The sequence below is a fragment of the Micromonospora sp. NPDC048835 genome, from assembly GCF_040649995.1.
GTDB lineage: Bacteria > Actinomycetota > Actinomycetes > Mycobacteriales > Micromonosporaceae > Micromonospora.
Genome location: NZ_JBEZGM010000003.1, coordinates 18,617 through 39,705, shown reverse-complemented (window position 1 = coordinate 39,705; position 21,089 = coordinate 18,617). Strand labels below are relative to the sequence as shown.

Sequence of the window (21,089 nt, the reverse complement as noted above, 5' to 3'; positions counted from 1 at the left end):
CCCAGCCGGCCTCGACCAGCCGGCAGAACTGGGCTGCGCGGAACAGGAATGCCCTGGAATCATCGTCCGATGCCACTGAACCGCACCCTCGGGTCTATCACGATCACCGCCCTGACCGACGGTGAGGGGGCTTTCTTCCAGCCCCGCGCGGAGGCGTTTCCGCAGGCCACAGCGACCCAGTGGCTCAAGGCCGACCGGCGCGACCCCGACTCGGTGACCGCCGACGGGCAGTGGTGGCTGCGGTTCCGCAGCTTCGCGATCCGCACCGGCGACGGGCCGGTCACCCTTGTCGACGCCGGGATCGGCCCGGCCGACGCCCCCGCCGTCAGTTGGGCGCCGGTCCCCGGCCGACTGCCCGCCGAGTTGACCGCCGCCGGCATCGACCCGGCCGACGTCGACACCGTCGTCCTGACCCACCTGCACAGCGACCACATCGGCTGGGCGGTCACCGGCACCCCCGGGCAGCCGTACTTCCCGAACGCGAGCTACCTGATCCAGCGCGACGAACTCGACGCGGCGGAGGCACTCAACCCCGGGCTACCGGCCGGCCTGGTCGCCCCCCTGCGCGCCGCCGGCCAGCTCCGGGTGGTCGACGGCGAGACCACTCTCACCCCGGCGGTACGTCTGCTGCCCACCCCCGGCCACACCCCCGGCCACCAGTCGGTGCTCCTGACCATCGCCGACGAACGGGTGCTCTTCACCGGGGACCTGCTGGTGCACATGGTGCAGCTGGTCGACCCCGACCTGGCGTACGCCCACGAGGAAGACCCGGACATGGCACGCCACTCCCGCCTGACCACCCTGCACACCCACTCCCCCACCCTCCTGGCCACCCCCCACCTGGGCACCCCCTTCCTCCCCCACCACCCCTGAACCTCAGGCCCCCGGCCCCCTGGGCGTTTCCGTTGATCATGAAGTTGTTGCCACGACACGCCGATCCGCAGGGCAACAACTTCATGATCGAGGAGTGCCGCGCGGGGATCACCCATCGGAGCGGTCGAGCAAGCCCCTTCAATCCTGGACGGAGGCGCGACGCGAGTCCGGGACACCAGTAGAACCAGGATCGAGCACGATCTCGATGGAAGATCCGCGCAACATCACTGAAAGTGCTCCCTCCCAACCCCTCAAGGCAGCAACATCCCCGAAGCTGCGCCCACCCCGTCCGCCGGCCCACCAACCAACGCCCCACCCCCACCCACCACCCACCCCCCACCCACCACCCACCCCATCTCGTGATCAAGAGGTTTGCGTCACCACGGTGGTGTTTCCTGACGCAAACCTCTTGATCAACCGGGGGCGGGGCGGGGCGGGGCGGGGCGGGGGCGGGGCGGGGGCCGGGGGGTGGGGGTGGGGTGGGTGGGGGTGGAGTGGAGGTGGGTGGGGATGGCGAAGGGCCCGCCGGGTTGGCCGGCGGGCCCTTCGGGTGGTCTGGTGCGGGGAACTACATGCTGGAGATGTCGCCCTGCTTGGCTCGGACGGCCTCGGCGGCTTCCAGGAGGCTGGCGCGCTCGTCGGCGTCCAGGTCGGTCTCGACGACCCGCTTGACGCCCTCGGCACCGATCTCGGCCTCGACACCCAGGTAGACACCGGAGATGCCGTACTCACCGTCGACCCAGGCGCAGACCGGCATGACCTCGCCGGAGTCCTCCGCGACGGCCTTCGCCATCCGGGCTGCGGCTGCCGACGGGGCGTAGTAGGCGGAGCCGGTCTTGAGCAGCGCGACCACCTCGGCGCCACCGTTGCGGGTCTTGACGACCAGCTCCTCGATCTGCTCGGCCGGCATCGCGTCACGCAGGGGCTTGCCGTTGACGGTGCTCTTCGACGGCACCGGGACCATGGTGTCGCCGTGCGAGCCCAGGGTCAGCGTGCGTACCGAGGCCACCGGCACGTTCAGCGCCTCGGCGACGAAGTTGCTGAACCGGGCGGTGTCGAGCATGCCGGCCTGGCCGAGCACCCGGTTCTTCGGGAACTGGGTGGCGAGCTGCGCCAGCGCGGTCATCTCGTCGAGCGGGTTGGAGACGACGATGACGACGGCGTTGGGGGCGTACTTGGCGACGTTCTCGGCGACCTGACGGACGATCTTGGCGTTGGTCTCCAGCAGGTCCATCCGGCTCATGCCGGGCTTCCGCGGCAGGCCAGCGGTGATCACGACGACGTCGGAGCCCTCGATGCTCTCGTAGCCCTCACCGTTGGGGCCGGTCGTCACGCCGACGACCTTGGTCTCGAAGCCCTCGATGGCCCGGGACTGGTTGAGGTCGAGCGCGAGGCCCGCGGGCTTGCCCTCCACGATGTCGGTGATCACTACGGTGTCGAAGACGTCGTACTCGGCCAGGCGCTGTGCGGTGGTGGAGCCGTAGAAGCCAGCCCCGACGACAGTGACCTTCTTACCCATGGTCGTCCCACTCCCTGATACCAGTCGGTTTTCCGGACCGTATCAGTCATCCTGGCACCGAACAGGCCAGGGGCGGCGGCCATCGCCGGTATGGGGCGAACGTCACCGGCGTCACCGGCGGGTGGGTCAGCCGCGCTCGGCGCGCTCCACGACGTTGCTGAGCAGCATGGCCCGGGTCATCGGGCCGACACCTCCGGGCATGGGGACCAGCGCGCCGGCCGTCTCGGCCACCTCCGGGTCCACGTCGCCGGTGTAGCGGCCCTTGCCGTCCGCGCCGATCACGCGGGTGATGCCGACATCCACCACCACCGCGCCGGGGTTGATCATGTCGGCGGTGAGCAGGCCCGGTACGCCGGCCGCGACGATCACGATGTCGGCGGCACGGGTGTGCGAGGCGAGGTCGAGGGTGCCGGTGTGGCACAGGGTGACCGTGGCGTTCTCGCTGCGCCTGGTGAGCAGCAGGCCGAGCGGTCGGCCGACGGTGTTGCCCCGACCGACCACCGCGACGGTGGCCCCGCGCAGCGCCACGTCGTGCCGGCGGAGCAGCTCGACGATGCCGCGCGGCGTGCAGGGCAGCGGCCCGTCGTAGCCGAGCACGAGCCGCCCAAGGTTGACCGGGTGCAGGCCGTCGGCGTCCTTGTCCGGGTCGATCAACTCCAGCACCCGCTGGGTGTCGAGGTGAGCCGGCAGCGGGAGTTGGACGATGTAGCCGTGGCACGCCGGGTCGGCGTTCAGCTCGGCCAGCACGTCGTCGACCTGCTGCTGGGTGGCGTCGGCGGGCAGTTCGCGGCGGATCGAGGCGATGCCCACCTCGGCGCAGTCGCGGTGCTTGCCGTTGACGTACGCCTGGCTGCCCGGATCCGCCCCGACCAGGACGGTGCCGAGCCCCGGGGTGATGCCGCGTTCCGCCAGTGCCTTCACCCGTATGCGCAGCTCGTCCTTGATCTCCGCCGCGGTTGCCTTGCCGTCCAGAAGCGTCGCCGTCACGACCAGATCGTCTCACGGCCACCGCACGCGATTCAGACGACCTCGCACGGGCCGTCCCCCGGCACCCCTGGCGTGCCGACCGGCAGATCGCCGAGCAGCGACAGGCACGGCGACCGGCCGGGTGCCCCGGGACGAGTGGGGGCGGACCCTCAACGAGGTGACCGAGCGTGAGGTGTCGCTCATCACTATCGGTGACGACTTGTGGATTCGATCACTGTCGAACCAGACAGGGAGGGCCGACGCCGCCGGAGAGCGGACGATCGCCTCAGTAGGCGAAAACCTGGCCCAGGTGCACTCAATCAGCACGTCAGCCATACGCAGAAGAGCAGTTCAGCACTGTTATGGCCGGTTTCGCGTAGCAGATGTGCCCGCCTCCGACAAGGGAAGCGACCCCGGACCGTTACCCACCCGCAACCGCGTCGTTGTCGAAGCCTCGCCTCCGACCTACCGTTACCGCTTGTTGCGCAGCGTAAACCCAGCGTCGGGCCTGACTGCGCAGCGTGAGGAGATGAGGAGGCTCAATGCGAGTTCGTAGACTCGCCGCCTGGACCGCCCTCCCGCTCGCGGTGACGCTGGGCCTCGCGGCCTGCGGCAGCGGCGGCGACGGTGGATCCGGTGGCAGCGACAGTTCGGTGGTCAGCATCCAGATCGCCGAACCGAAGCACCTGGTTCCGACAAACACCACCGAGACGTCCGGCTCCCAGGTCATCGCCGGCCTGTTCAGCCCGCTCGTCGACTACGACGCCCAGAACAAGCCGTACGAGGTCGCGGCACAGTCGGTGACCTCGTCCGACAACAAGGTCTGGACGATCAAGCTCAAGGACGGCTTCACCTTCCACAACGGTGAGAAGGTCACGGCCGAGGACTACATCAACGCCTGGAACTACGGCGCGTACGCCCCCAACGGCCAGGACACCAACGCCTTCTTCGAGAAGATCGCTGGCTACGCGGACCTGCAGGGCAAGGCGCCGAAGGCCAAGGAGATGTCCGGCCTGAAGAAGGTCGACGACCTCACCTTCACCGTGACGCTCAACGAGCCGTACATCGACTTCAAGACCACGCTTGGCTACAACGCGTTCTTCCCGATGCCGGACGCCGCGTTCTCGGCTCCGGGCGTGCTCAAGGACTCCTACGAGCAGGCCCCGATCGGGCAGGGCCCCTTCAAGATGAAGGGCACCTGGCAGCACGACAGCAAGATCGACGTCGAGCGGTACGACGCCTTCCCGGGCGAGAAGCCCAAGGTCAAGAACATCGAGTTCCGGATCTACCAGCAGCTCACCGCGGCGTACGCGGACGTCCTGGCGGACAACCTGGACGTGCTGCCCACGATCCCGACCGAGAGCCTGAGCACCGCGCCGAGCGACCTGGGCGACCGGTACAAGACCAGCCCGATGTCGTCGTTCCAGTTCCTCGCGTTCCCGACGTTCGACAAGGACTACAGCAAGCCGGACGTCCGCAAGGCCATCTCGATGGCGATCGACCGTGACGAGATCACCAAGTCGGTCTTCAAGGGTTCGCAGACGTCGGCGCGCTCCTTCGTCTCGCCGGTGCTGCCGGGTTACCGGGACGACACCACGGGCAAGTCGGGTGAGTTCAACCCGACCGAGGCCAAGAAGCTCTACCAGGCCGCCGGTGGCCCCTCGAAGATCGTCATCTCGTACAACGGCGACGGCGGTCACAAGGACTGGGTCGACGCCACGGTCAACCAGCTCAAGACCAATCTGGGTGTCGACGCGGTGGGTTCGGCCGAGCCGAAGTTCGCCGACCTGCTCACCAAGGTCGAGAAGAAGACGCCGGTGGGTGCGTTCCGGATGGGTTGGGTCATGGACTACCCGACCATGGAGGACTACCTCGGCCCGCTGTACAGCACCAACGGCTCGTCGAACTACTACGGCTACAGCAACCCGGAGTTCGACAAGCTGGTCAAGGAGGGTTCCGCCGCCAAGACGCAGGACGAGGCGATCGCCAAGTACCAGCAGGCGGAGGACATCCTGGCCAAGGACATGCCGGTGATCCCGCTCCGCTTCGGCGAGAACGTGTTCGGCCACTCGTCCAAGGTCAAGAACGTCGAGATGGACCTGTTCCAGCGGGTCAACCTCGTCAAGATCGAAGCAGCCAGCTGAGCTGAGCACGGTGCGGGCCACCCGGGCGACGAAGCCCGGGTGGCCCGGACCGCACCACCGGGGGCCGGACCGCAGCGGCGGTTCCGGCCCGGTGGCGCCAGCTCCCCCGGGCCGGACGGCACGTCTCGGATATTTCGGGTACGACCAGAGATGCCGTCCTGCGACCCTTTCGCACATTTCCGGAGAGACTGCTAAGCATGTTCCGCTACATCCTGCGGCGCCTACTGCAGATGGTCCTGGCGTTCTTCGGGACCACCCTGATCGTCTACGCGCTGACATTCGCCGGGCAGGGCGACCCGATCCAGGCGCTCGCCGGCGAACGACCGGTGACGCCAGCTCAACGGGCCTACCTGACCGAGAAGTACCACCTGGACGCCACAGGCGTCGGCGGCTTCTTCTACCGCTACTTCGACTACGTCAAGAACCTGCTCCAGGGCAACCTGGGCGAGTCACTCACCGGTCGGAACATCGGTGACATCCTCCAGCAGGCCTGGCCGGTCACCGTGCGGCTCGCGCTCATCGCGCTCGCTGTGGCGATCATCTTCGGCGTGACCGCCGGCGTTCTCGCCGGCATCCGCCGGGCCAGCATCTTCGACAACTCGACGCTGGTGCTGACGCTGCTGGTGCTGGGTATCCCCACCATCGTGCTGGCGCCGCTGGCGCAGTTCTTCCTGGGCGTCAAGTGGCAGCTCTTCCCACCCACCGCCGGGTCCGACCCGACGTTCTACGCGCTCCTGCTGCCGGGCATCGTGCTCGGCTCGCTGTCGCTGGCCACCGCCCTACGACTCACCCGGGCCTCGGTGGCGGAGAACCTGCGCGCCGACTACGTCCGGACCGCCCGCTCGAAGGGCCTGGTCAAGCGGCGCATCGTCATCGTCCACGTGCTGCGCAACTCGCTGATCCCGGTGGTCACCTTCCTCGGGGTGGAACTGGGCAACCTGATGAGCGGCGCGATCATCACCGAGGGCGTCTTCAACATCCCCGGCGTGGGCTTCAACCTCTTCCGCGGCATCCGCACCGAGGACGGCCCCCTGGTGGTGGGCATCGTCAGCGTGCTCGTCGTGGTCTACCTGGTCTCGAACCTGGTGGTGGACGTCCTGTACGCCGTACTCGACCCGAGGATCCGCTATGAGTGAGCAGGCATGAGCGACTTTGAGACTGTGGCGTCCACCGAGAACCAGGCCGCCCGACGCGGCCCCTCCGGGGAGCCCGGCACACCCAACCAGATCGGCGCCGCGCAGAAGCCCCGCAGCCTGGCCGGGGACGCCTGGCGCGACCTGCGCCGCAACCCGATCTTCTGGATCTCGCTGGCGCTTGTCGTCATCTTCACCCTGATGGCCCTGCTCCCCGGGGTCTTCACCGCCAACAACCCGAACGACTGCCTGCTCTCCCGGCAGCACGCCGGGCCGTCCGGCGGAGCCATCTTCGGGTACGACTTCCAGGGCTGCGACACGTACGCCCGGGCGGTCTACGGCACCCGGGCGTCGCTGCTTGTCGGCGCGCTCGCCGCCCTCGGCACCGGCATCATCGCGCTGGTGGTCGGCATGTTGGCCGGTTACTTCGGCCGCTGGGTCGACGCGGTGCTCTCCCGGGTGATCGACGTGGTGCTCGGCATCCCGCTGCTGCTGGCCGCGATCGTGCTGCTCAAGCGGGTGTCCAGCGACAGCCAGACGGCCCGGATCGGCGCGGTCGTCTTCGTGCTGGCCCTCCTCGGGTGGACCACCGCCGCCCGCGTGGTCCGGTCCTCGGTGATCACCGCCAAGGAGCAGGACTACGTCGCGGCGGCCCGGATGCTCGGCGCCGGCAACAGCCGGATCATGTGGCGGCACATCCTGCCGAACTCGCTGGCCCCGGCGATCGTGGTGCTGACCATCGCGCTGGGCTCGTTCATCGCGGCCGAGGCGACACTGTCGTTCCTGGGCATCGGGCTGAAGGCTCCCACCATCTCGTGGGGTCAGGACATCGACACCGGTCGGATCCACATGCGGGAGGCGGCCACCCCGCTGATCGTCCCGTCGGCCTTCCTGGCGCTGACCGTGCTGGCGTTCATCATGCTCGGCGACGCGATCCGTGACGCCTTCGACCCGAAGCTGCGGTGATTTCTCATGACCGTCAACCCCACGCCCGCCTCCGCCACGCCCGAGGGCGGCCACCTGCTGGAGCTGCGGGACCTGCACGTCGAGTTCCGCACCAACGAGGGTGTGGCCCGGGTGATCAACGGTGTGTCGTACCACCTGGACGCCGGCGAGACCCTCGCGGTGCTCGGTGAATCCGGCTCGGGCAAGTCGGTCACCGCACAGGCGATCATGGGCATCCTGGACACGCCACCCGCGTTCGTCCGCTCCGGCCAGATCCTGTACCAGGGTGAGGACCTGCTCACCCGCTCCGAGGAGCAGCGTCGGCAGGTACGCGGCAAGGAGATCGCGATGATCTTCCAGGACGCGCTCTCCGCACTGAACCCGGTCTTCCCGGTCGGTTGGCAGATCGGTGAGACACTGCGCCAGCGCGCCGGCATGTCCCGCGCCGACGCTCGGCGTCGTGCCGTCGAGCTGATGGACCTGGTCAAGATCCCGGGTGCCGCGAAGCGGATCGGCGACTACCCGCACCAGTTCTCCGGTGGTATGCGGCAGCGCGTCATGATCGCCATGGCATTGGCGCTCGATCCGAAGGTGCTGATCGCCGACGAGCCCACCACCGCACTCGACGTGACGGTGCAGGCCCAGATCATGGACCTGCTTGCCGACCTGCGCCGGGAACTCAACATGGCGATGATCCTGATCACCCACGACCTGGGTGTGGTCGCCGGTGTCGCGGACCGGATCGCGGTCATGTACGCCGGCCGGATCGTCGAGCACGCTGACGTCCGTTCGCTCTACAAGGCGCCCGCCCACCCGTACACCAAGGGGTTGTTGGAGTCGATCCCGCGCCTGGACGTCCGCGGCCAGGAGCTGTCGACGATCAAGGGGTTGCCGCCGAACCTGATGCGCATCCCGTCCGGCTGCCCGTTCCACCCCCGGTGCCCGTACGTCCAGCAGGTCTGCGTGGACGAGGTGCCGCACGACCTGGTCCTCGGCGACGGCCGGACCAGCGCTTGCCACTTCGCGCAGGAGGTCCGTGATGACAGCGTCGCCCGCTAGCCCGACGAAGGTCCGCGGCGAGACGATCCTCTCCGTCGACAGTCTGGTGAAGCACTTCCCGATCACCCAGGGCGTGTTGTTCCAGCGGCAGATCGGGGCGGTGAAGGCCGTCGACGGGGTGAGCTTCGAGCTGCGCCGGGGCGAGACGCTCGGCGTGGTCGGCGAGTCCGGCTGCGGCAAGTCCACCCTCGCCCGGCTGCTGATGCGGTTGGAGACGCCCACCTCCGGACGCGCCACCCTGGAGGGCAGGGACCTGTTCAAGGCGTCCGGCGGTGAGCTGCGCCGGCTGCGTCGCAACATGCAGATGGTGATGCAGGACCCGTACACCTCGCTGAACCCGCGGATGACCGTCGGCGACATCATCGGCGAGCCGTTCGAGATCCACCCGGACGCCGCGCCGAAGGGCAGCAAGGCCAAGCGGGTCCAGGAACTGTTGGACCTGGTCGGGCTCAACCCCGAGCACATCAACAGGTACCCGCACCAGTTCTCCGGCGGTCAGCGTCAGCGCATCGGCATTGCCCGCGCCCTCGCGCTGAAGCCGGAGGTCATCGTCTGCGACGAGCCGGTGTCGGCGCTGGACGTCTCCATCCAGGCCCAGGTGATCAACCTGCTCAAGCAGCTACAGGGCGAGCTGGGTCTCTCGTACATCTTCATCGCCCACGACCTGTCCGTGGTGCGGCACATCGCCGACCGCGTCGCGGTGATGTACCTCGGCCGGATCGTCGAGATCGGCACCGAGGACGAGATCTACGAGCGGGCGACCCACCCGTACACCCAGGCTCTGCTCTCGGCCGTGCCGGTGCCGGACCCGGAGGCCCGCGACCAGCGCAACATGATCCGGTTGGTCGGCGACGTGCCGAGCCCGGCCGACCCGCCGAGCGGGTGCCACTTCCGGACCCGCTGCTGGAAGGCCCAGGACATCTGCGCGGTGGAGGACCCGGCGACGGTCCCGAGGGCTGCGGACCCCCACCCGTCCGCCTGCCACTTCGCCGAACTCCGCCCGGCCACCCCCACGGCCTGACCCCTTGCGTTGATCATGAAGTTGTTGCCCGACACGTCGGCGTGTCTGGGCAACAACTTCATGATCAACGGGGTGAGGCCGGGGCCTAGTGGAAGAAGTGGCGGGTTCCGGTCAGGTACATCGTCACGTTTGCCCTGCGCGCGGCTTCGATGACCTCTTCGTCGCGGATCGAGCCGCCAGGCTGCACGATGGCGCGGACGCCGGCGTCGATGAGGATCTGCGGACCGTCGGCGAACGGGAAGAACGCGTCCGAGGCGGCGACCGAGCCCCGGGCCCGGTCGGCGCCGGCGCGGGTGACCGCGAGCCGCGCCGAGTCGACCCGGTTGACCTGACCCATGCCGACCCCGACGGTGGCGCCGCCCTTGGCCAGCAGGATCGCGTTGCTCTTCACCGCACGGACCGCCCGCCACGCGAACGCGAGGTCCCGCAGCAGCTCCTCGTCGGCGGCCGCACCGGTCGCCAACGTCCAGGTGGCCGGGTCGTCGCCGGGGGCGTTCACCCGGTCGGCGACCTGGGCCAGCACGCCGCCGGTCACCTGCCGCAACTCGACGAGCGCCGGCGTCCAGGCGGGCGCCCGCAGCAGCCGGATGTTCTTCTTGCCCTGCAACACCTCGACCGCGCCCTCGTCGAAGCCGGGGGCGACCACCACCTCGGTGAAGATCTCGGCGACCTGCTGGGCCAGTTCGACCGAGACCGGCCGGTTGACCGCGATGACGCCGCCGAACGCCGACACCGGGTCGCAGGCGTGCGCGAGACGGTGCGCCTCGGCGACGTCCGCGCCGACCGCGATGCCGCACGGGTTGGCGTGCTTGATGATCGCCACCGCCGGCTGGTCGGCGAAGTCGTTCGCGGCCCGCCACGCGGCGTCCGCGTCGACGTAGTTGTTGTACGACATCTCCTTGCCGTGCAGCTGCTCGGCCTGGGCCAGCCCCGCCGGGGCGTCCGGGTCGGTGTAGAGCGCGGCCGGCTGGTGCGGGTTCTCGCCGTAGCGCAGCGCCGCCGACTTGCGCAGCGCCAGCCCGGCGAACTGCGGCCACCAGTCGTCGGCGGGGGCCAGCTCACGGGCGCACCACTGGGCCACCGCGACGTCGTACTCGGCGATGTCGGCGAACGCCCGCGCGGCCAGCGCCCGACGCTGGGCCAGTGTGAAGCCACCCTCGTCGAGCGCCCCAATCAACGCCGGGTAACCGGCCGGATCGGTGAGCACGGCGACCGAGGCGTGGTTCTTGGCGGCGGCGCGCACCATGGCCGGGCCACCGATGTCGATCTGCTCCACGCACTCCTCGACGTCGGCGCCGGAGGCGACGGTCGCCTGGAACGGGTAGAGGTTGGAGACCAGCAGGTCGAACGCCGCCACGCCCAGCTCGTCGAGCTGCGTCACGTGGGTGTCCTTGCGCAGGTCGGCGAGGAGACCCGCGTGCACCTTCGGGTGCAGGGTCTTCACCCGGCCGTCGAGCACCTCGGGGAACCCGGTCACCGTCTCCACCGGCGTCACCGGCACCCCGGCGGCGGCGATGGTGCCCGCCGTGCTGCCGGTGGAGACGATCTCCACACCGGCCGCGTGCAGGGCCTGAGCCAGCTCGACCAGCCCGGACTTGTCGTAGACGCTGACAAGCGCCCGCCTGATCGGGCGGCGCCCGTCCTGAGTGGGACTCACGGAACCGTGACCTTCCTTCCGGTGATGGTCCAGCCTTCGCGGACCAGCCGACCGACCTGCTCGACGAGCTGGCGCCGCTCGGCTTCCTTGATGCGCTCGGTGAGCGTGTCAACGTCGTCGTCGTCGAGCACCGGCACCGCGACCTGCGCGACGATCGGCCCGGTGTCCATGCCGGCGTCGACGAAGAAGAGGGTGGCCCCGGTGACCTTCACGCCGTAGGCGAGGGCGTCGCGGGGGCCGTGGATGCCCGGGAACGCCGGCAGCAGGGTGTTGTGCGTGTTCAGGTAGCGGTCGCCGAAGGCAGCGAGGAAGTGCGGGCCGACCAGCTTGAGGAAACCGGCGGAGATGACGAGGTCGGGTTGGTGCTTCGCGACGTGCGCGGTGAGCGCCAGGTCCCAGTCCTCCCGGGTGTCGTGGTCGCGGACCCGCTCGACGAAGGTCGGCACCCCCGCGGCGTCGGCCCGGTCCAGGCCCGCGATGCCGTCGCGGTCCGCGCCGACCGCGACGACCTGCGCGCCGTACGCGGGGTCGGCGGCCGCGTCAAGCAGCGACTGGAGGTTGCTCCCGGAGCCGGAGACGAGGACGACGATGCGGGCGACAGACGCGGGCTCGGTCACCGGGCCACCCTATCGGGCAGGTCAGGGACGCCCTTCGGCTGGGCGGCCCGCCGATCTTCGGCAGTCCTGGCGTGCGTACACCCGGTACGCTGCCGCTCGCTCGGGCCGAACGCCGCGCCGGCCCACACACCACCCCTGATCCGGCACACGAAGCGGTCGACAAGTGCAACTTTGCCCGCTTTGGGAGACATGTCGTCCTGTTGCTGTACTGGGCTTTGGGAGGACTGACCGCGATCATGGATGGAAATAAGAGCACCAACTGACGGAACCAGTCCAAGGAGCTTCTCGAATGCAGCCCGGTAACCCCGGTCAGGACCCGTACGGCCAGCAGCCCAACCAGGACCCGACCGCTCCCCAGCCGCCGGCCTCCCCGTACGGCCAGCAGCCGCACGACCCGTACGCCGCACCGCAGGCCCCGTACGGTCAGCAGCCCACCTCGGGGCAGCCGTACGGCCAGCAGCCGCCGCAGCAGGACCCGTACGCCCAGCAGCAGCCCCCGTACGGCAGCGGTCCGACGTACCCGAACGCCGGGTACCCGCAGGCACAGGGGCAGAACAACACCCTCGGCCTGGTCTCGATGATCCTCGGTATCGCGTCGATCCCGCTGGTCTGCTGCCTGTACCTGGGCATCCCGGTCGGCATCGCGGGCATCGTGACCGGTTATCTCGCCAAGCAGAAGGTGGCCCAGGGTCAGGCCAACAACGCCGGTCAGGCCAAGGCCGGTCTGATCTGCGGCGCGGTCGGCGTCGGGCTGGGCATCCTGCTGCTCATCCTGAGCGTCGTGGCGCAGGTGAACCTGCCCACCCAGCCCTGACAAGCTCGGCTTCGACGGGGCGTTCCGGGTTCGCCCGGGGCGCCCCGCGCTCGTCTACTGGGCGGGCCCGCGGGTCAGCACCCGGGTGGCGGCGGCGCCGACGAGCGCGCCGACCGCGATGACACCTGCCGCCACAGCCCCGACCTGCCAGCCCACCGGCCCGACCTGGGCCAGCCGACGGGCGCCGAGCGGCCCGCCGGAGACCGCCGCGGCCGCACCGAGCAAGACTCCGGCCACCGGCCCGGCCAGCACCGCCGGTGCCAGCAACCCGGCCCACCGCTGCGCGGCCCGCTCCGACCCCGAGAGTCGCGCCACCCGACGGGCGAGCAGCCAACCGGCGACCATCCCGGCCAGCACGGGCACCGCGAGCAGCAGGGCGCCGAGGCCGTCCACCGGGCCGCGTGGCAGCCCAGCGAGCAGAGGCACGGCCGGCAGCGCGCCGACCGACACCTCGCTGGTGCGGACCGCGGTGTCGGTCCCGACCACGAAGCCCGGCCCGAGCAGGTAACTCGCCGACCAGACCGCCGCGTTCGGCGCGTACGCGACGCTGACCAGGGTGATGCCGGCCTGCCCGGCGACTCCGGTGCGGTACGCCCCAATCATATCTGCCGCGTCGCCGCCGCCGGTGGCCACCGCCAGCCCGGCCGCGCCCGCGCCCGCGCCGAGCAGCAGCAGCCCGGCCACCAGGCCGGTGCGCACTCCGTCGCGGACCGGACCCGGCATCCGGCCGACGAGCAACCGGGTCACCGCGGTGATCCTGACCGCGCCGACAAGCGCGGCGAGGGTGCCGACCACCGCGAACGTGACACCCGCCCGGATCAGGGACACGTCCGGCCCGCCGGTGCCGACAAGCACGGCCGAGAGCGTGCCGAGCAGGGCGTAGGCGACTCCTACCGCACCCGCGGCGAGCAGCGCCCGGCGCGGAGAGCGGGTGTCGCGGGCGCCGATCGCGCGGCTGACGTGCACCCCGGCCCGGGTCAGCCGCCAGAGCGCGAGCACGGTCAGCGCGAGCGGGGCGAGCCCGAGCGGACCGGACTCGGTGTGCAGTGGGACGCCGTGCCCGAGCAGCCACCCGGCCAGCGCGGTGCGCAGGGTGCCGGTCAGGGTGGTGGAGTCCGCGCCGAGCTGCACCAGGCCGAGCACGATGGCGACGGGCAGGTACGAGGTGAGGGCGGCCCAGCAGGCGGCCACCCCGGCGGCGACGGGCAACGGCGCACGCCCGCGCGGCGACCCGCCCGCGCGGGGCGCGGGCACCCTCCGGGCGGGCGCGGCACGGTCGACCGGCCGGTCGTCGGCGCTCACACCGCCGGAACGGCCTGGATGGTCAGGGGTGACGGGGGACATCCGCTCTACTCTGGCACGTCGCGCGGGCCGTGGCAGTCCGTTAACCCCTCCTAAGGACGGCGAGTTCACCGAACCGGCGTCCGGCCCACCCGGGCCGGTCTAGCCTCGGCCCAGAGGGGGCCCGAGTCGTCACCACCCGCGACGGGTCCGCCGGTCGCGGTTCGGACCGGCACCTCGCCCACGAGCGTTCGGAGGAAGCAGTGACGACGCCATACCCGCCTCCCCCGCCACCACCGGCCCGGGGACGCGACCGAACCACCCTCTGGGGCGTGCTGGGCATCGTGCTGGGGCTCATCTGCTGTGGAATCCTCGGCATCGTCTTCGGCTACCTGTCCATCCGCGACGCCCGCCGGTACGGGCAGTCGCCGCTGCTCGGTTACCTCGCCATCGCCTTCGGCGTGATCAACATCATCGGCGGGGCGATCCTGCGGGCGACCGGCAACTACCCGTTCTGGAACAACGACTGACGCGTACGCCGAAGGGGGTCGACCGTGACCGGTCGACCCCCTTCGTGTTGCCTGACCGGCTCAGCTGCCGGACATGATCTCCCGCATCAGGTTCGCGGTCTCGGTCGGCGTCTTGCCGACCTTGACGCCGACCGCCTCCAGCGCCGCCTGCTTCGCCTCGGCGGTGCCGGCCGAGCCGGAGATGATCGCCCCGGCGTGACCCATGGTCTTACCGGGGGGAGCGGTGAAGCCGGCGATGTAGCCGACCACCGGCTTGGTGACGTTGGCCTTGATGAACTCGGCGGCCCGCTCCTCGGCGTCGCCACCGATCTCACCGATCATGACGATGGCGTCGGTCTCCGGGTCGGCCTCGAACGCGGCCAGGGCGTCGATGTGGGTGGTCCCGATGATCGGGTCACCGCCGATGCCGACGCAGGTGGAGAAGCCGATGTCGCGCAGCTCGTACATCATCTGGTAGGTCAGCGTGCCGCTCTTGCTGACCAGGCCGATCCGGCCGGAGCCGGTGATGTCGGCCGGGATGATGCCGGCGTTGGACGCGCCCGGCGAGGCGATGCCCGGGCAGTTCGGCCCGATGATCCGGGTCCGCTCGCCCTGCGCCACGTTGTACGCCCAGAACGACGCGGTGTCGTGCACCGGGACGCCCTCGGTGATCACCACGGCCAGCGGAATCGCGGCGTCGATCGCCTCGACCACGGCGGCCTTGGTGAACTGCGGCGGCACGAAGATGACGGTGACGTCGGCCCCGGTCTCGGCCATCGCGTCCGCGACGGACGCGAAGACCGGCAGCTCGGTGCCGTCGAAGTCGACCTTCTGGCCCGCCTTGCGCGGGTTGACGCCGCCCACCACGTTGGTGCCGGCGGCGAGCATCCGCCGGGTGTGCTTGGAACCCTCGGAACCGGTCATCCCCTGGACGATGACCTTCGAGTCCTTGGTCAGCCAGATAGCCATGATCAGACCCCCGCAGCTGCCAGCTCGGCGGCCCGCTCGGCCGCACCGTCCATGGTGTCCACCCGCTGCACGAGCGGGTTGTTCGCGCTGTCCAGGATCGCCCGGCCAGCTTCGGCGTTGTTGCCGTCGAGTCGGACGACGAGCGGCTTGGTGACCTGCTCGCCGCGCTGCTCCAGCAGGGCCAGCGCCTGGATGATGCCGTTGGCGACCTCGTCGCAGGCGGTGATGCCGCCGAAGACGTTGACGAAGACGCTCTTCACGGCCGGGTCGGAGAGCACGATCTCCAGCCCGTTCGCCATCACCGCGGCGCTCGCGCCACCGCCGATGTCGAGGAAGTTGGCCGGCTTGACGTTGCCGTGCCGCTCACCGGCGTACGCGACCACGTCGAGGGTCGACATGACCAGACCCGCGCCGTTGCCGATGATGCCGACCTCGCCGTCGAGCTTGACGTAGTTGAGGTCCTTGGCCTTGGCGGCCTGCTCCAGCGGGTCCACCGCGGCCTGGTCGACCAGGGCCTCGTGGTCCGGGTGCCGGAACGCCGCGTTCTCGTCCAAGCTGATCTTGGCGTCGAGCAGCAGCATCGTGCCGTCGCCGTTCTTGGCGAGCGGGTTGACCTCGACCAGGGTGGCGTCCTCGGCGACGAACGCCTGCCACAGGCCGACGGCGATCTCGACCACCTGGTCGGCGACCTCGGCCGGGAAGCCGGCTGCGGTCACGATCTCGCGGGCCTTGGCCTCGTCCACGCCCTTCACCGCGTCGATCGGGGCCTTCACGACCTTGTCGGGGGTGTCGGCGGCGACCTGCTCGATGTCCATGCCGCCGGCGACGCTGGCGATGCAGAGGAAGGTGCGGTTCGCCCGGTCGAGCAGGTACGAGAAGTAGTACTCCTCGGCCACGTCCGCGGTCACCGTGATCATGACCTTGTGGACGGTGTGACCCTTGATGTCCATGCCGAGGATGTCGGTGGACCGAGCCACCGCCTCATCCGGGCCCTCGGCCAGCTTGACGCCACCGGCCTTACCTCGGCCGCCGACCTTTACCTGCGCCTTGACGACCACACGGCCGCCGAGGCGTTCGGCGATCGCGCGGGCCTCTTCCGGGGTAGTGGCGACGCCGCCGGCCAGCACGGGCAAGCCGTGCCGCTCGAACAGGTCCCGCCCCTGGTACTCGTACAGGTCCACGATTGCGCGTCCCGTCCCGTCTCCGCGGCGCGCCGTCGCGCCGCCACCAGCGTTCAAAAAACAGTTTGACGCCTGTCATCAGTTGAAACAGGCCATTGGCCGCAGCCTAGCGAGGTCGGCACCACCGGCAACCGAGCGGGTGCACGGTGTGCGGTAATGCACAACCGGACATCGCTCGTGGCCGTTTCCGGCCACGAGCGGGTCGACATCCACCGTCCGGGCGATGTTGCCAGGGTTGCGTAACCCTGCCGTGGGGGCGTCGTTGAGTCAGGTGTCGGCGCGCTGAACAGCGCAAAGACGGGATACGGCCGATGCCCTGTCGGTCGAGGGGTGGCGGCGGGGCATCGTGCATAGAGGGGCCGGACGTGTGAGGGGTGCGTCCGGCCCCTCCCCCGTGCCCGCGTCCGGTCGGCGCAGTTTCCCCGCGCCCGGTCGCCGCAAGCGAACAGCGTGTCTCAGGAGACCGGCTGGGCCACGTTCTCGCGGACCCACTCGACGATCGACTGGGTGGTGGCGCCCGGCGTGAAGATCTTCGCGACGCCCAGCTTCTCCAACTCGGGAATGTCGCCGTTCGGAATGATGCCGCCGCCGAACACGACGATGTCGCGGGCGTCCCGCTCACCGAGCAGTTCGAGCACCCGCCGGAAGAGCGTCATGTGTGCGCCGGAGAGGACGGACAGGCCGACCGCGTCCGCGTCCTCCTGGATGGCTGTCTCGACGATCTGCTCGGGAGTCTGGTGCAGGCCGGTGTAGACGACCTCCATCCCGGCATCCCGAAGGGCGCGCGCAACGACCTTCGCGCCCCGGTCGTGACCGTCGAGGCCGGGCTTGGCGACGACGACCCGGATACGAGAGCTCATCAGCGCACACCTTCCACCGGCTTGACGACCTTCACCCTTAACGAACGGTAACCCGGCGGACCCGGCCCGGGAAATCCGGGCTCTGCCACCGGCCGGCATCCGACGCGTCCACCCGTCGCCCGGCGAGGTCCAGCCTGGCAACGGCCACCGCCACGCTCCTGGTCGACCCGCCGAGACCCTCCCGGCGCGCTGTCCGGAGTCAAGCCGGACGAGTCCGCCGGAACGGTCACGCTCGGCGACGAACGGGCAGCGACAGGGGCACCGTTCGGCGTCGCGATGCATGACAATCATGGACGCAAACGGACAGATCGACACGCCAATTTTTCGGTCTAGCTTGTGACTCGCCTGGTGGTTGGCTAACGTGTCCACGGTTGTCATCAGGTCCATGGACGGGTGACGACGCGGTCAGCGGACGTTCCGCCTGAGCTTTCAGGGGGCGCCCACCGGCCGCTTCGGAACCCCGACAACGGAGGGTGTGCGTGCGCCAGCGCCTGTCGTCTGAGCCCGATCGATATCGCGGTCGCCGCCGCGTACCCACCCCACCCCGCAGCCGTTACGCCGCTGTCGTCACCACCGCGTTCGTCGGGGCCGGCATCGTGGCCCTCGGCGCGAGCGCCCTGCCGGACGCCAAGGACGTCAGCCCGACGGTCCTCGACGAGCTGAAGCAGGCGTCGGTCACCAGTCAGGACGCCGCGGCCCGTGCGGACAACGCCGACCGCGCCTCCCGCGACAGCCGCAGCGAGGACAGCGCCGAGCGCGAGGTCTGGCTGCTGCCGCTGCAGGGTTACGACTTCAACTCGCCCTACGGGGTGCGCTGGGGCAAGATGCACACCGGCGTGGACCTGGTCGCCGGCGAGGGCACTCCCTACGTGGCGATCCACGACGGGCTGGTCACCAAGGCCGGCTGGTTCGGCGGGTACGGCAACGCGGTGATCGTTCAGCACGCCGACGGCAGCGAGGCCATCTACGGCCACTCCTCCGCGGTGAGCGTCAAGGAAGGCCAGCAGATCAAGGCGGGCGACCAACTCGGCCTCGTGGGTCAGACCGGCCACGCGTACGGCACGCACCTGCACCTGGAGATCCATGTCAAGGGGCAGCCGGTCGACCCGGTGCCGTACCTCCAGGAACGCGGAGTGGACATCAAGCTGCAAGTCGAGGCAATCTACAGCGAGGCAGCCGCCTCCTGACAGTGCGTAACGACCGTTGACCGCCCGGATCTGTCGATCCGGGCGGTTCTGCGTTGTTGGGTCCGGGCTTGATGTGTCCCGGCCCACAGCGGCGACTGTGGCCGACGCCACCCGCCAGCATGATCACTTTTACGGATTTAATGCTGGATACCAGGTCAAATTCGGACACCGGATGGTCCGCTCTCCGTCCGGGTGTTCGGTCCCCACGGCTGCCCCCACTCGGCCCGACGCCAGTATTTCGAGGTCAAGTGCCCCTCGACTGTGAAGGTCCGCCGTGCAGGAAGACAGCCCCGTCCAGAACGAGAACACCCCCGACACCAGCCAGACCGGGCAGCCGCAGCGCACCGGCCGGCGGAACCGCCTCATCGTGCTCGGGGCCGCCGCCCTGGTAGCGCTCGGCCTCGGCGGTGTCGTCGTCGCCACCAGCGGCACCGACCACCCGACACCCGCTGCCGTCTCCCTCGACGCGCAGTCCCGGGCCGAGGCCGCGAGCCGGGCCGACCGCTCGGTCCGTGAATCGAGCGCCCCGGCCACCCCCTCGCTCAGCCCGACGCCGAGCCCATCGGCGGTCAGCACCAGCCCGGCCCCCACCAAGACCGTCACCAAGCCGAAGCCAAAGCCGAAGAAGACCACCAAGCCCACGCCCGCCTGGGTCGACCCGATGCCGGGCGCGGCCGTGACGTCCTGCTACGGGCAGCGCTGGGGCACCCTGCACGCCGGAATCGACCTGGCGCTGCCCTCCGGCACGCCGATCCACGCCGCGGCCGCCGGCACCGTGACCCAGGCCGGCGACGCCTCCGACGGGTACGGCAACTCCGTCTTCATCGACCACGGGAACGGTTACCTGACCCACTACGCCCACCAGAGCCGCATCGCGGTCGCCGTCGGCCAGAAGGTCAAGGCCGGCCAGGTCATCGGCTACGAGGGCGCCACCGGCGACGCCACCGGCCCGCACCTGCACTTCGAGGTGCACCAGGGCATGTGGAACCAGATCGACCCGGCCCCCTTCATGCGGGCGCGCGGCGTGGATCTGGGCTGCTGACCGGCCGCCCACGAGAAACCCTCCGGCCTGGCGTCGACCGATGCCGAGAAAGACCTAGGCCGGGTCCGCGGCCCGCAGCCGTGGCCACCGCTGCTCGGTCCAGGCCCGCAACAACCACTCCGCCGGCCCGTACCGGAACCGGGCCATCCACGCCGCGCTGGCGGCGAGCTGCACGCAGTAGATCGTGACCGCGACGAGGACGACGACCGGGGGCGCGAGGGCACCGGCCAGGCCCAGCCCTACGCCGGTGAAGACCAGCACGCAGAGCAGCGACTGACCCAGGTAGTTCGACAGGGACATTCGGCCGGCCGGCGCGAGCATGGCGGCGGCCCGCCGCCCCCGGTCGGTCTGGAAGAACTGGAGCAGAGTGGCGGCGTACGCGGCCGCGAGCAGCGGCGCGGTGAGCACACCCGCCGTCAGCCCGGTCAGGTTGGCGGTGCCCCCACCCGATGCGAAGATCACCGCACCGGCCAGGCCAATGGGATAGCCCAGCTGCTGCACCCGGCGCAGGAGCTGCCGGTTCCCGACGACGTCGGTGAGCAGCCGGCGCCGCCCGGCCGCGTAACCGAAGAGGAAGGCAGAGAGGGCGAGCGGCCCCTGCACGAGGAGGGTGCCGAACATCGCCGGCAGCTGGCGTAGGTGCTCAGTGATCACTGTGCCGATTCCACCCTGTAGTGCCTCGGTGGACCGCTGCCCCGCCGCAAGTGCCGTCGCCGGATCGGTGACCAGCTCGGTCCCGCCAGTGGCGGCGAGCGCGAGGACGAAGCCGATCCCGCCGGTCAGCAGGACGGCGACGCGCAGCGCGGTCCCGACGCCGACGTTCCGCATGGCGAGCAGGACCAGACCGAGCAACGCGTACGTGGTCAGGATGTCGCCCTGGAACAGCAGCACCGCATGCAGGATGCCGAGCACGAACAGCCCGGTCAGCCGTCGCCGGAACCGTGGGGCGACGTCGACGCCACGCCGCGCGGCGGAATCGAGCTGAAGCGTGAAGCTGTAGCCGAACAGGAAGGAGAAGAGCAGGTACGCCTTCATCGTGAACAGCAGCTCGACCAGCCACTGGACCGCCTGGTCGCCCCAGGAGTCGTGCGCCGGGTCCGGAACCAGGTGGAAGGGGTAGCCGGAGGCGAAAAAGGCGACGTTGACAACCAGGATGAGGAGTAGCGCCACGGCGCGCAACGCGTCGACGTCGACGATCCGGGCGAGCGTCCCGGACGACGCTAGGTTTTCGACGGGCGGGCCCTTGATGGAGTGGCTCACGTGACACCTCCGGAACGGACAGGCGTCGTGTTCGACGCCTGTCCTGTGACCC

19 protein-coding genes are annotated in these 21,089 nt (G+C 70.0%); 10 read left to right on the top strand and 9 right to left on the bottom strand.

What is annotated here, in order from left to right; translation table 11 throughout:
• Window positions 1–69 precede the first annotated feature (69 nt).
• Window positions 70–873 (top strand): MBL fold metallo-hydrolase, encoded by an 804-nt coding sequence (locus AB0C15_RS04920; protein ID WP_357348765.1) that lies wholly within the window; start codon window positions 70–72, stop codon window positions 871–873.
• A gap of 568 nt (window positions 874–1,441) precedes the next feature.
• Here the strand turns inward: AB0C15_RS04920 and AB0C15_RS04915 are convergent.
• Window positions 1,442–2,392, bottom strand: a complete 951-nt coding sequence (locus tag AB0C15_RS04915; protein ID WP_112583765.1) for a malate dehydrogenase — start codon at window positions 2,390–2,392, stop codon at window positions 1,442–1,444.
• Between the two features lie 126 nt (window positions 2,393–2,518).
• Window positions 2,519–3,379, bottom strand: a complete 861-nt coding sequence (locus tag AB0C15_RS04910) for a bifunctional methylenetetrahydrofolate dehydrogenase/methenyltetrahydrofolate cyclohydrolase (protein WP_354972629.1) — start codon at window positions 3,377–3,379, stop codon at window positions 2,519–2,521.
• 521 nt (window positions 3,380–3,900) lie between these two features.
• Between AB0C15_RS04910 and AB0C15_RS04905 the strand changes: the two genes are divergently transcribed.
• The 5 genes from AB0C15_RS04905 (at window position 3,901) to AB0C15_RS04885 (ending at window position 9,660) form a co-directional block, all read left to right on the top strand.
• Window positions 3,901–5,502 (top strand): ABC transporter substrate-binding protein, encoded by a 1,602-nt coding sequence (locus AB0C15_RS04905; RefSeq protein ID WP_357348763.1) that lies wholly within the window; start codon window positions 3,901–3,903, stop codon window positions 5,500–5,502.
• A gap of 197 nt (window positions 5,503–5,699) precedes the next feature.
• The gene (locus tag AB0C15_RS04900) at window positions 5,700–6,638 is read left to right on the top strand and encodes an ABC transporter permease (protein ID WP_357348760.1); all 939 of its coding nucleotides are present in this window, start codon (window positions 5,700–5,702) and stop codon (window positions 6,636–6,638) included.
• A gap of 6 nt (window positions 6,639–6,644) precedes the next feature.
• Window positions 6,645–7,601, top strand: coding sequence for an ABC transporter permease (locus AB0C15_RS04895; RefSeq protein ID WP_357348758.1), 957 nt, complete (start codon window positions 6,645–6,647; stop codon window positions 7,599–7,601).
• A 6-nt stretch (window positions 7,602–7,607) separates the two neighbouring features.
• Window positions 7,608–8,639, top strand: coding sequence for an ABC transporter ATP-binding protein (locus AB0C15_RS04890; RefSeq protein WP_112583768.1), 1,032 nt, complete (start codon window positions 7,608–7,610; stop codon window positions 8,637–8,639).
• Window positions 8,620–9,660 (top strand): dipeptide ABC transporter ATP-binding protein, encoded by a 1,041-nt coding sequence (locus AB0C15_RS04885; protein ID WP_357348756.1) that lies wholly within the window; start codon window positions 8,620–8,622, stop codon window positions 9,658–9,660. Before AB0C15_RS04890 ends, AB0C15_RS04885 begins: the two co-directional genes overlap by 20 nt.
• Before the next feature lie 85 nt (window positions 9,661–9,745).
• Here AB0C15_RS04885 and purH read toward each other — a convergent pair whose 3' ends face one another.
• Together purH and purN are read right to left on the bottom strand one after the other, a co-directional pair.
• Window positions 9,746–11,317, bottom strand: a complete 1,572-nt coding sequence (gene purH, locus AB0C15_RS04880; RefSeq protein ID WP_357348754.1) for a bifunctional phosphoribosylaminoimidazolecarboxamide formyltransferase/IMP cyclohydrolase — start codon at window positions 11,315–11,317, stop codon at window positions 9,746–9,748.
• The gene (gene purN / locus AB0C15_RS04875) at window positions 11,314–11,934 is read right to left on the bottom strand and encodes a phosphoribosylglycinamide formyltransferase (protein ID WP_357348752.1); all 621 of its coding nucleotides are present in this window, start codon (window positions 11,932–11,934) and stop codon (window positions 11,314–11,316) included. Before purN ends, purH begins: the two co-directional genes overlap by 4 nt.
• A 289-nt stretch (window positions 11,935–12,223) precedes the next feature.
• Between purN and AB0C15_RS04870 the strand changes: the two genes are divergently transcribed.
• Window positions 12,224–12,748, top strand: coding sequence for a DUF4190 domain-containing protein (locus tag AB0C15_RS04870; protein WP_357348750.1), 525 nt, complete (start codon window positions 12,224–12,226; stop codon window positions 12,746–12,748).
• Window positions 12,749–12,802: 54 nt separating this feature from the next.
• Here the strand turns inward: AB0C15_RS04870 and AB0C15_RS04865 are convergent, their stop codons facing one another.
• Window positions 12,803–14,092, bottom strand: coding sequence for a DUF6350 family protein (locus tag AB0C15_RS04865; protein WP_357348748.1), 1,290 nt, complete (start codon window positions 14,090–14,092; stop codon window positions 12,803–12,805).
• Between the two features lie 200 nt (window positions 14,093–14,292).
• Here AB0C15_RS04865 and AB0C15_RS04860 point away from each other — a divergent pair, with 200 nt between their 5' ends.
• The gene (locus tag AB0C15_RS04860) at window positions 14,293–14,559 is read left to right on the top strand and encodes a DUF4190 domain-containing protein (protein WP_357348746.1); all 267 of its coding nucleotides are present in this window, start codon (window positions 14,293–14,295) and stop codon (window positions 14,557–14,559) included.
• Between the two features lie 60 nt (window positions 14,560–14,619).
• On the opposite strand, the gene sucD is transcribed toward AB0C15_RS04860, so the two are convergent.
• From sucD to AB0C15_RS04845, 3 genes are all read right to left on the bottom strand, one after another.
• The gene (gene sucD, locus AB0C15_RS04855; protein WP_357348744.1) at window positions 14,620–15,507 is read right to left on the bottom strand and encodes a succinate--CoA ligase subunit alpha; all 888 of its coding nucleotides are present in this window, start codon (window positions 15,505–15,507) and stop codon (window positions 14,620–14,622) included.
• A gap of 2 nt (window positions 15,508–15,509) precedes the next feature.
• Window positions 15,510–16,688 (bottom strand): ADP-forming succinate--CoA ligase subunit beta, encoded by a 1,179-nt coding sequence (gene sucC / locus AB0C15_RS04850; protein ID WP_357348742.1) that lies wholly within the window; start codon window positions 16,686–16,688, stop codon window positions 15,510–15,512.
• 455 nt (window positions 16,689–17,143) lie between these two features.
• Window positions 17,144–17,548: a cobalamin B12-binding domain-containing protein gene (locus tag AB0C15_RS04845; RefSeq protein ID WP_357348740.1), complete on the bottom strand. Its 405-nt coding sequence runs from the start codon at window positions 17,546–17,548 to the stop codon at window positions 17,144–17,146.
• Between the two features lie 479 nt (window positions 17,549–18,027).
• Between AB0C15_RS04845 and AB0C15_RS04840 the strand changes: the two genes are divergently transcribed.
• Window positions 18,028–18,735, top strand: coding sequence for a M23 family metallopeptidase (locus AB0C15_RS04840; RefSeq protein ID WP_357348738.1), 708 nt, complete (start codon window positions 18,028–18,030; stop codon window positions 18,733–18,735).
• Window positions 18,736–19,009: 274 nt separating this feature from the next.
• Window positions 19,010–19,777, top strand: coding sequence for a M23 family metallopeptidase (locus AB0C15_RS04835; protein WP_357348736.1), 768 nt, complete (start codon window positions 19,010–19,012; stop codon window positions 19,775–19,777).
• Between the two features lie 54 nt (window positions 19,778–19,831).
• On the opposite strand, the gene AB0C15_RS04830 is transcribed toward AB0C15_RS04835, so the two are convergent.
• A complete protein-coding gene (locus AB0C15_RS04830) occupies window positions 19,832–21,037 on the bottom strand; it encodes a DUF418 domain-containing protein (protein WP_357348734.1) in 1,206 nt (401 codons plus the stop codon).
• Window positions 21,038–21,089 lie beyond the last annotated feature (52 nt).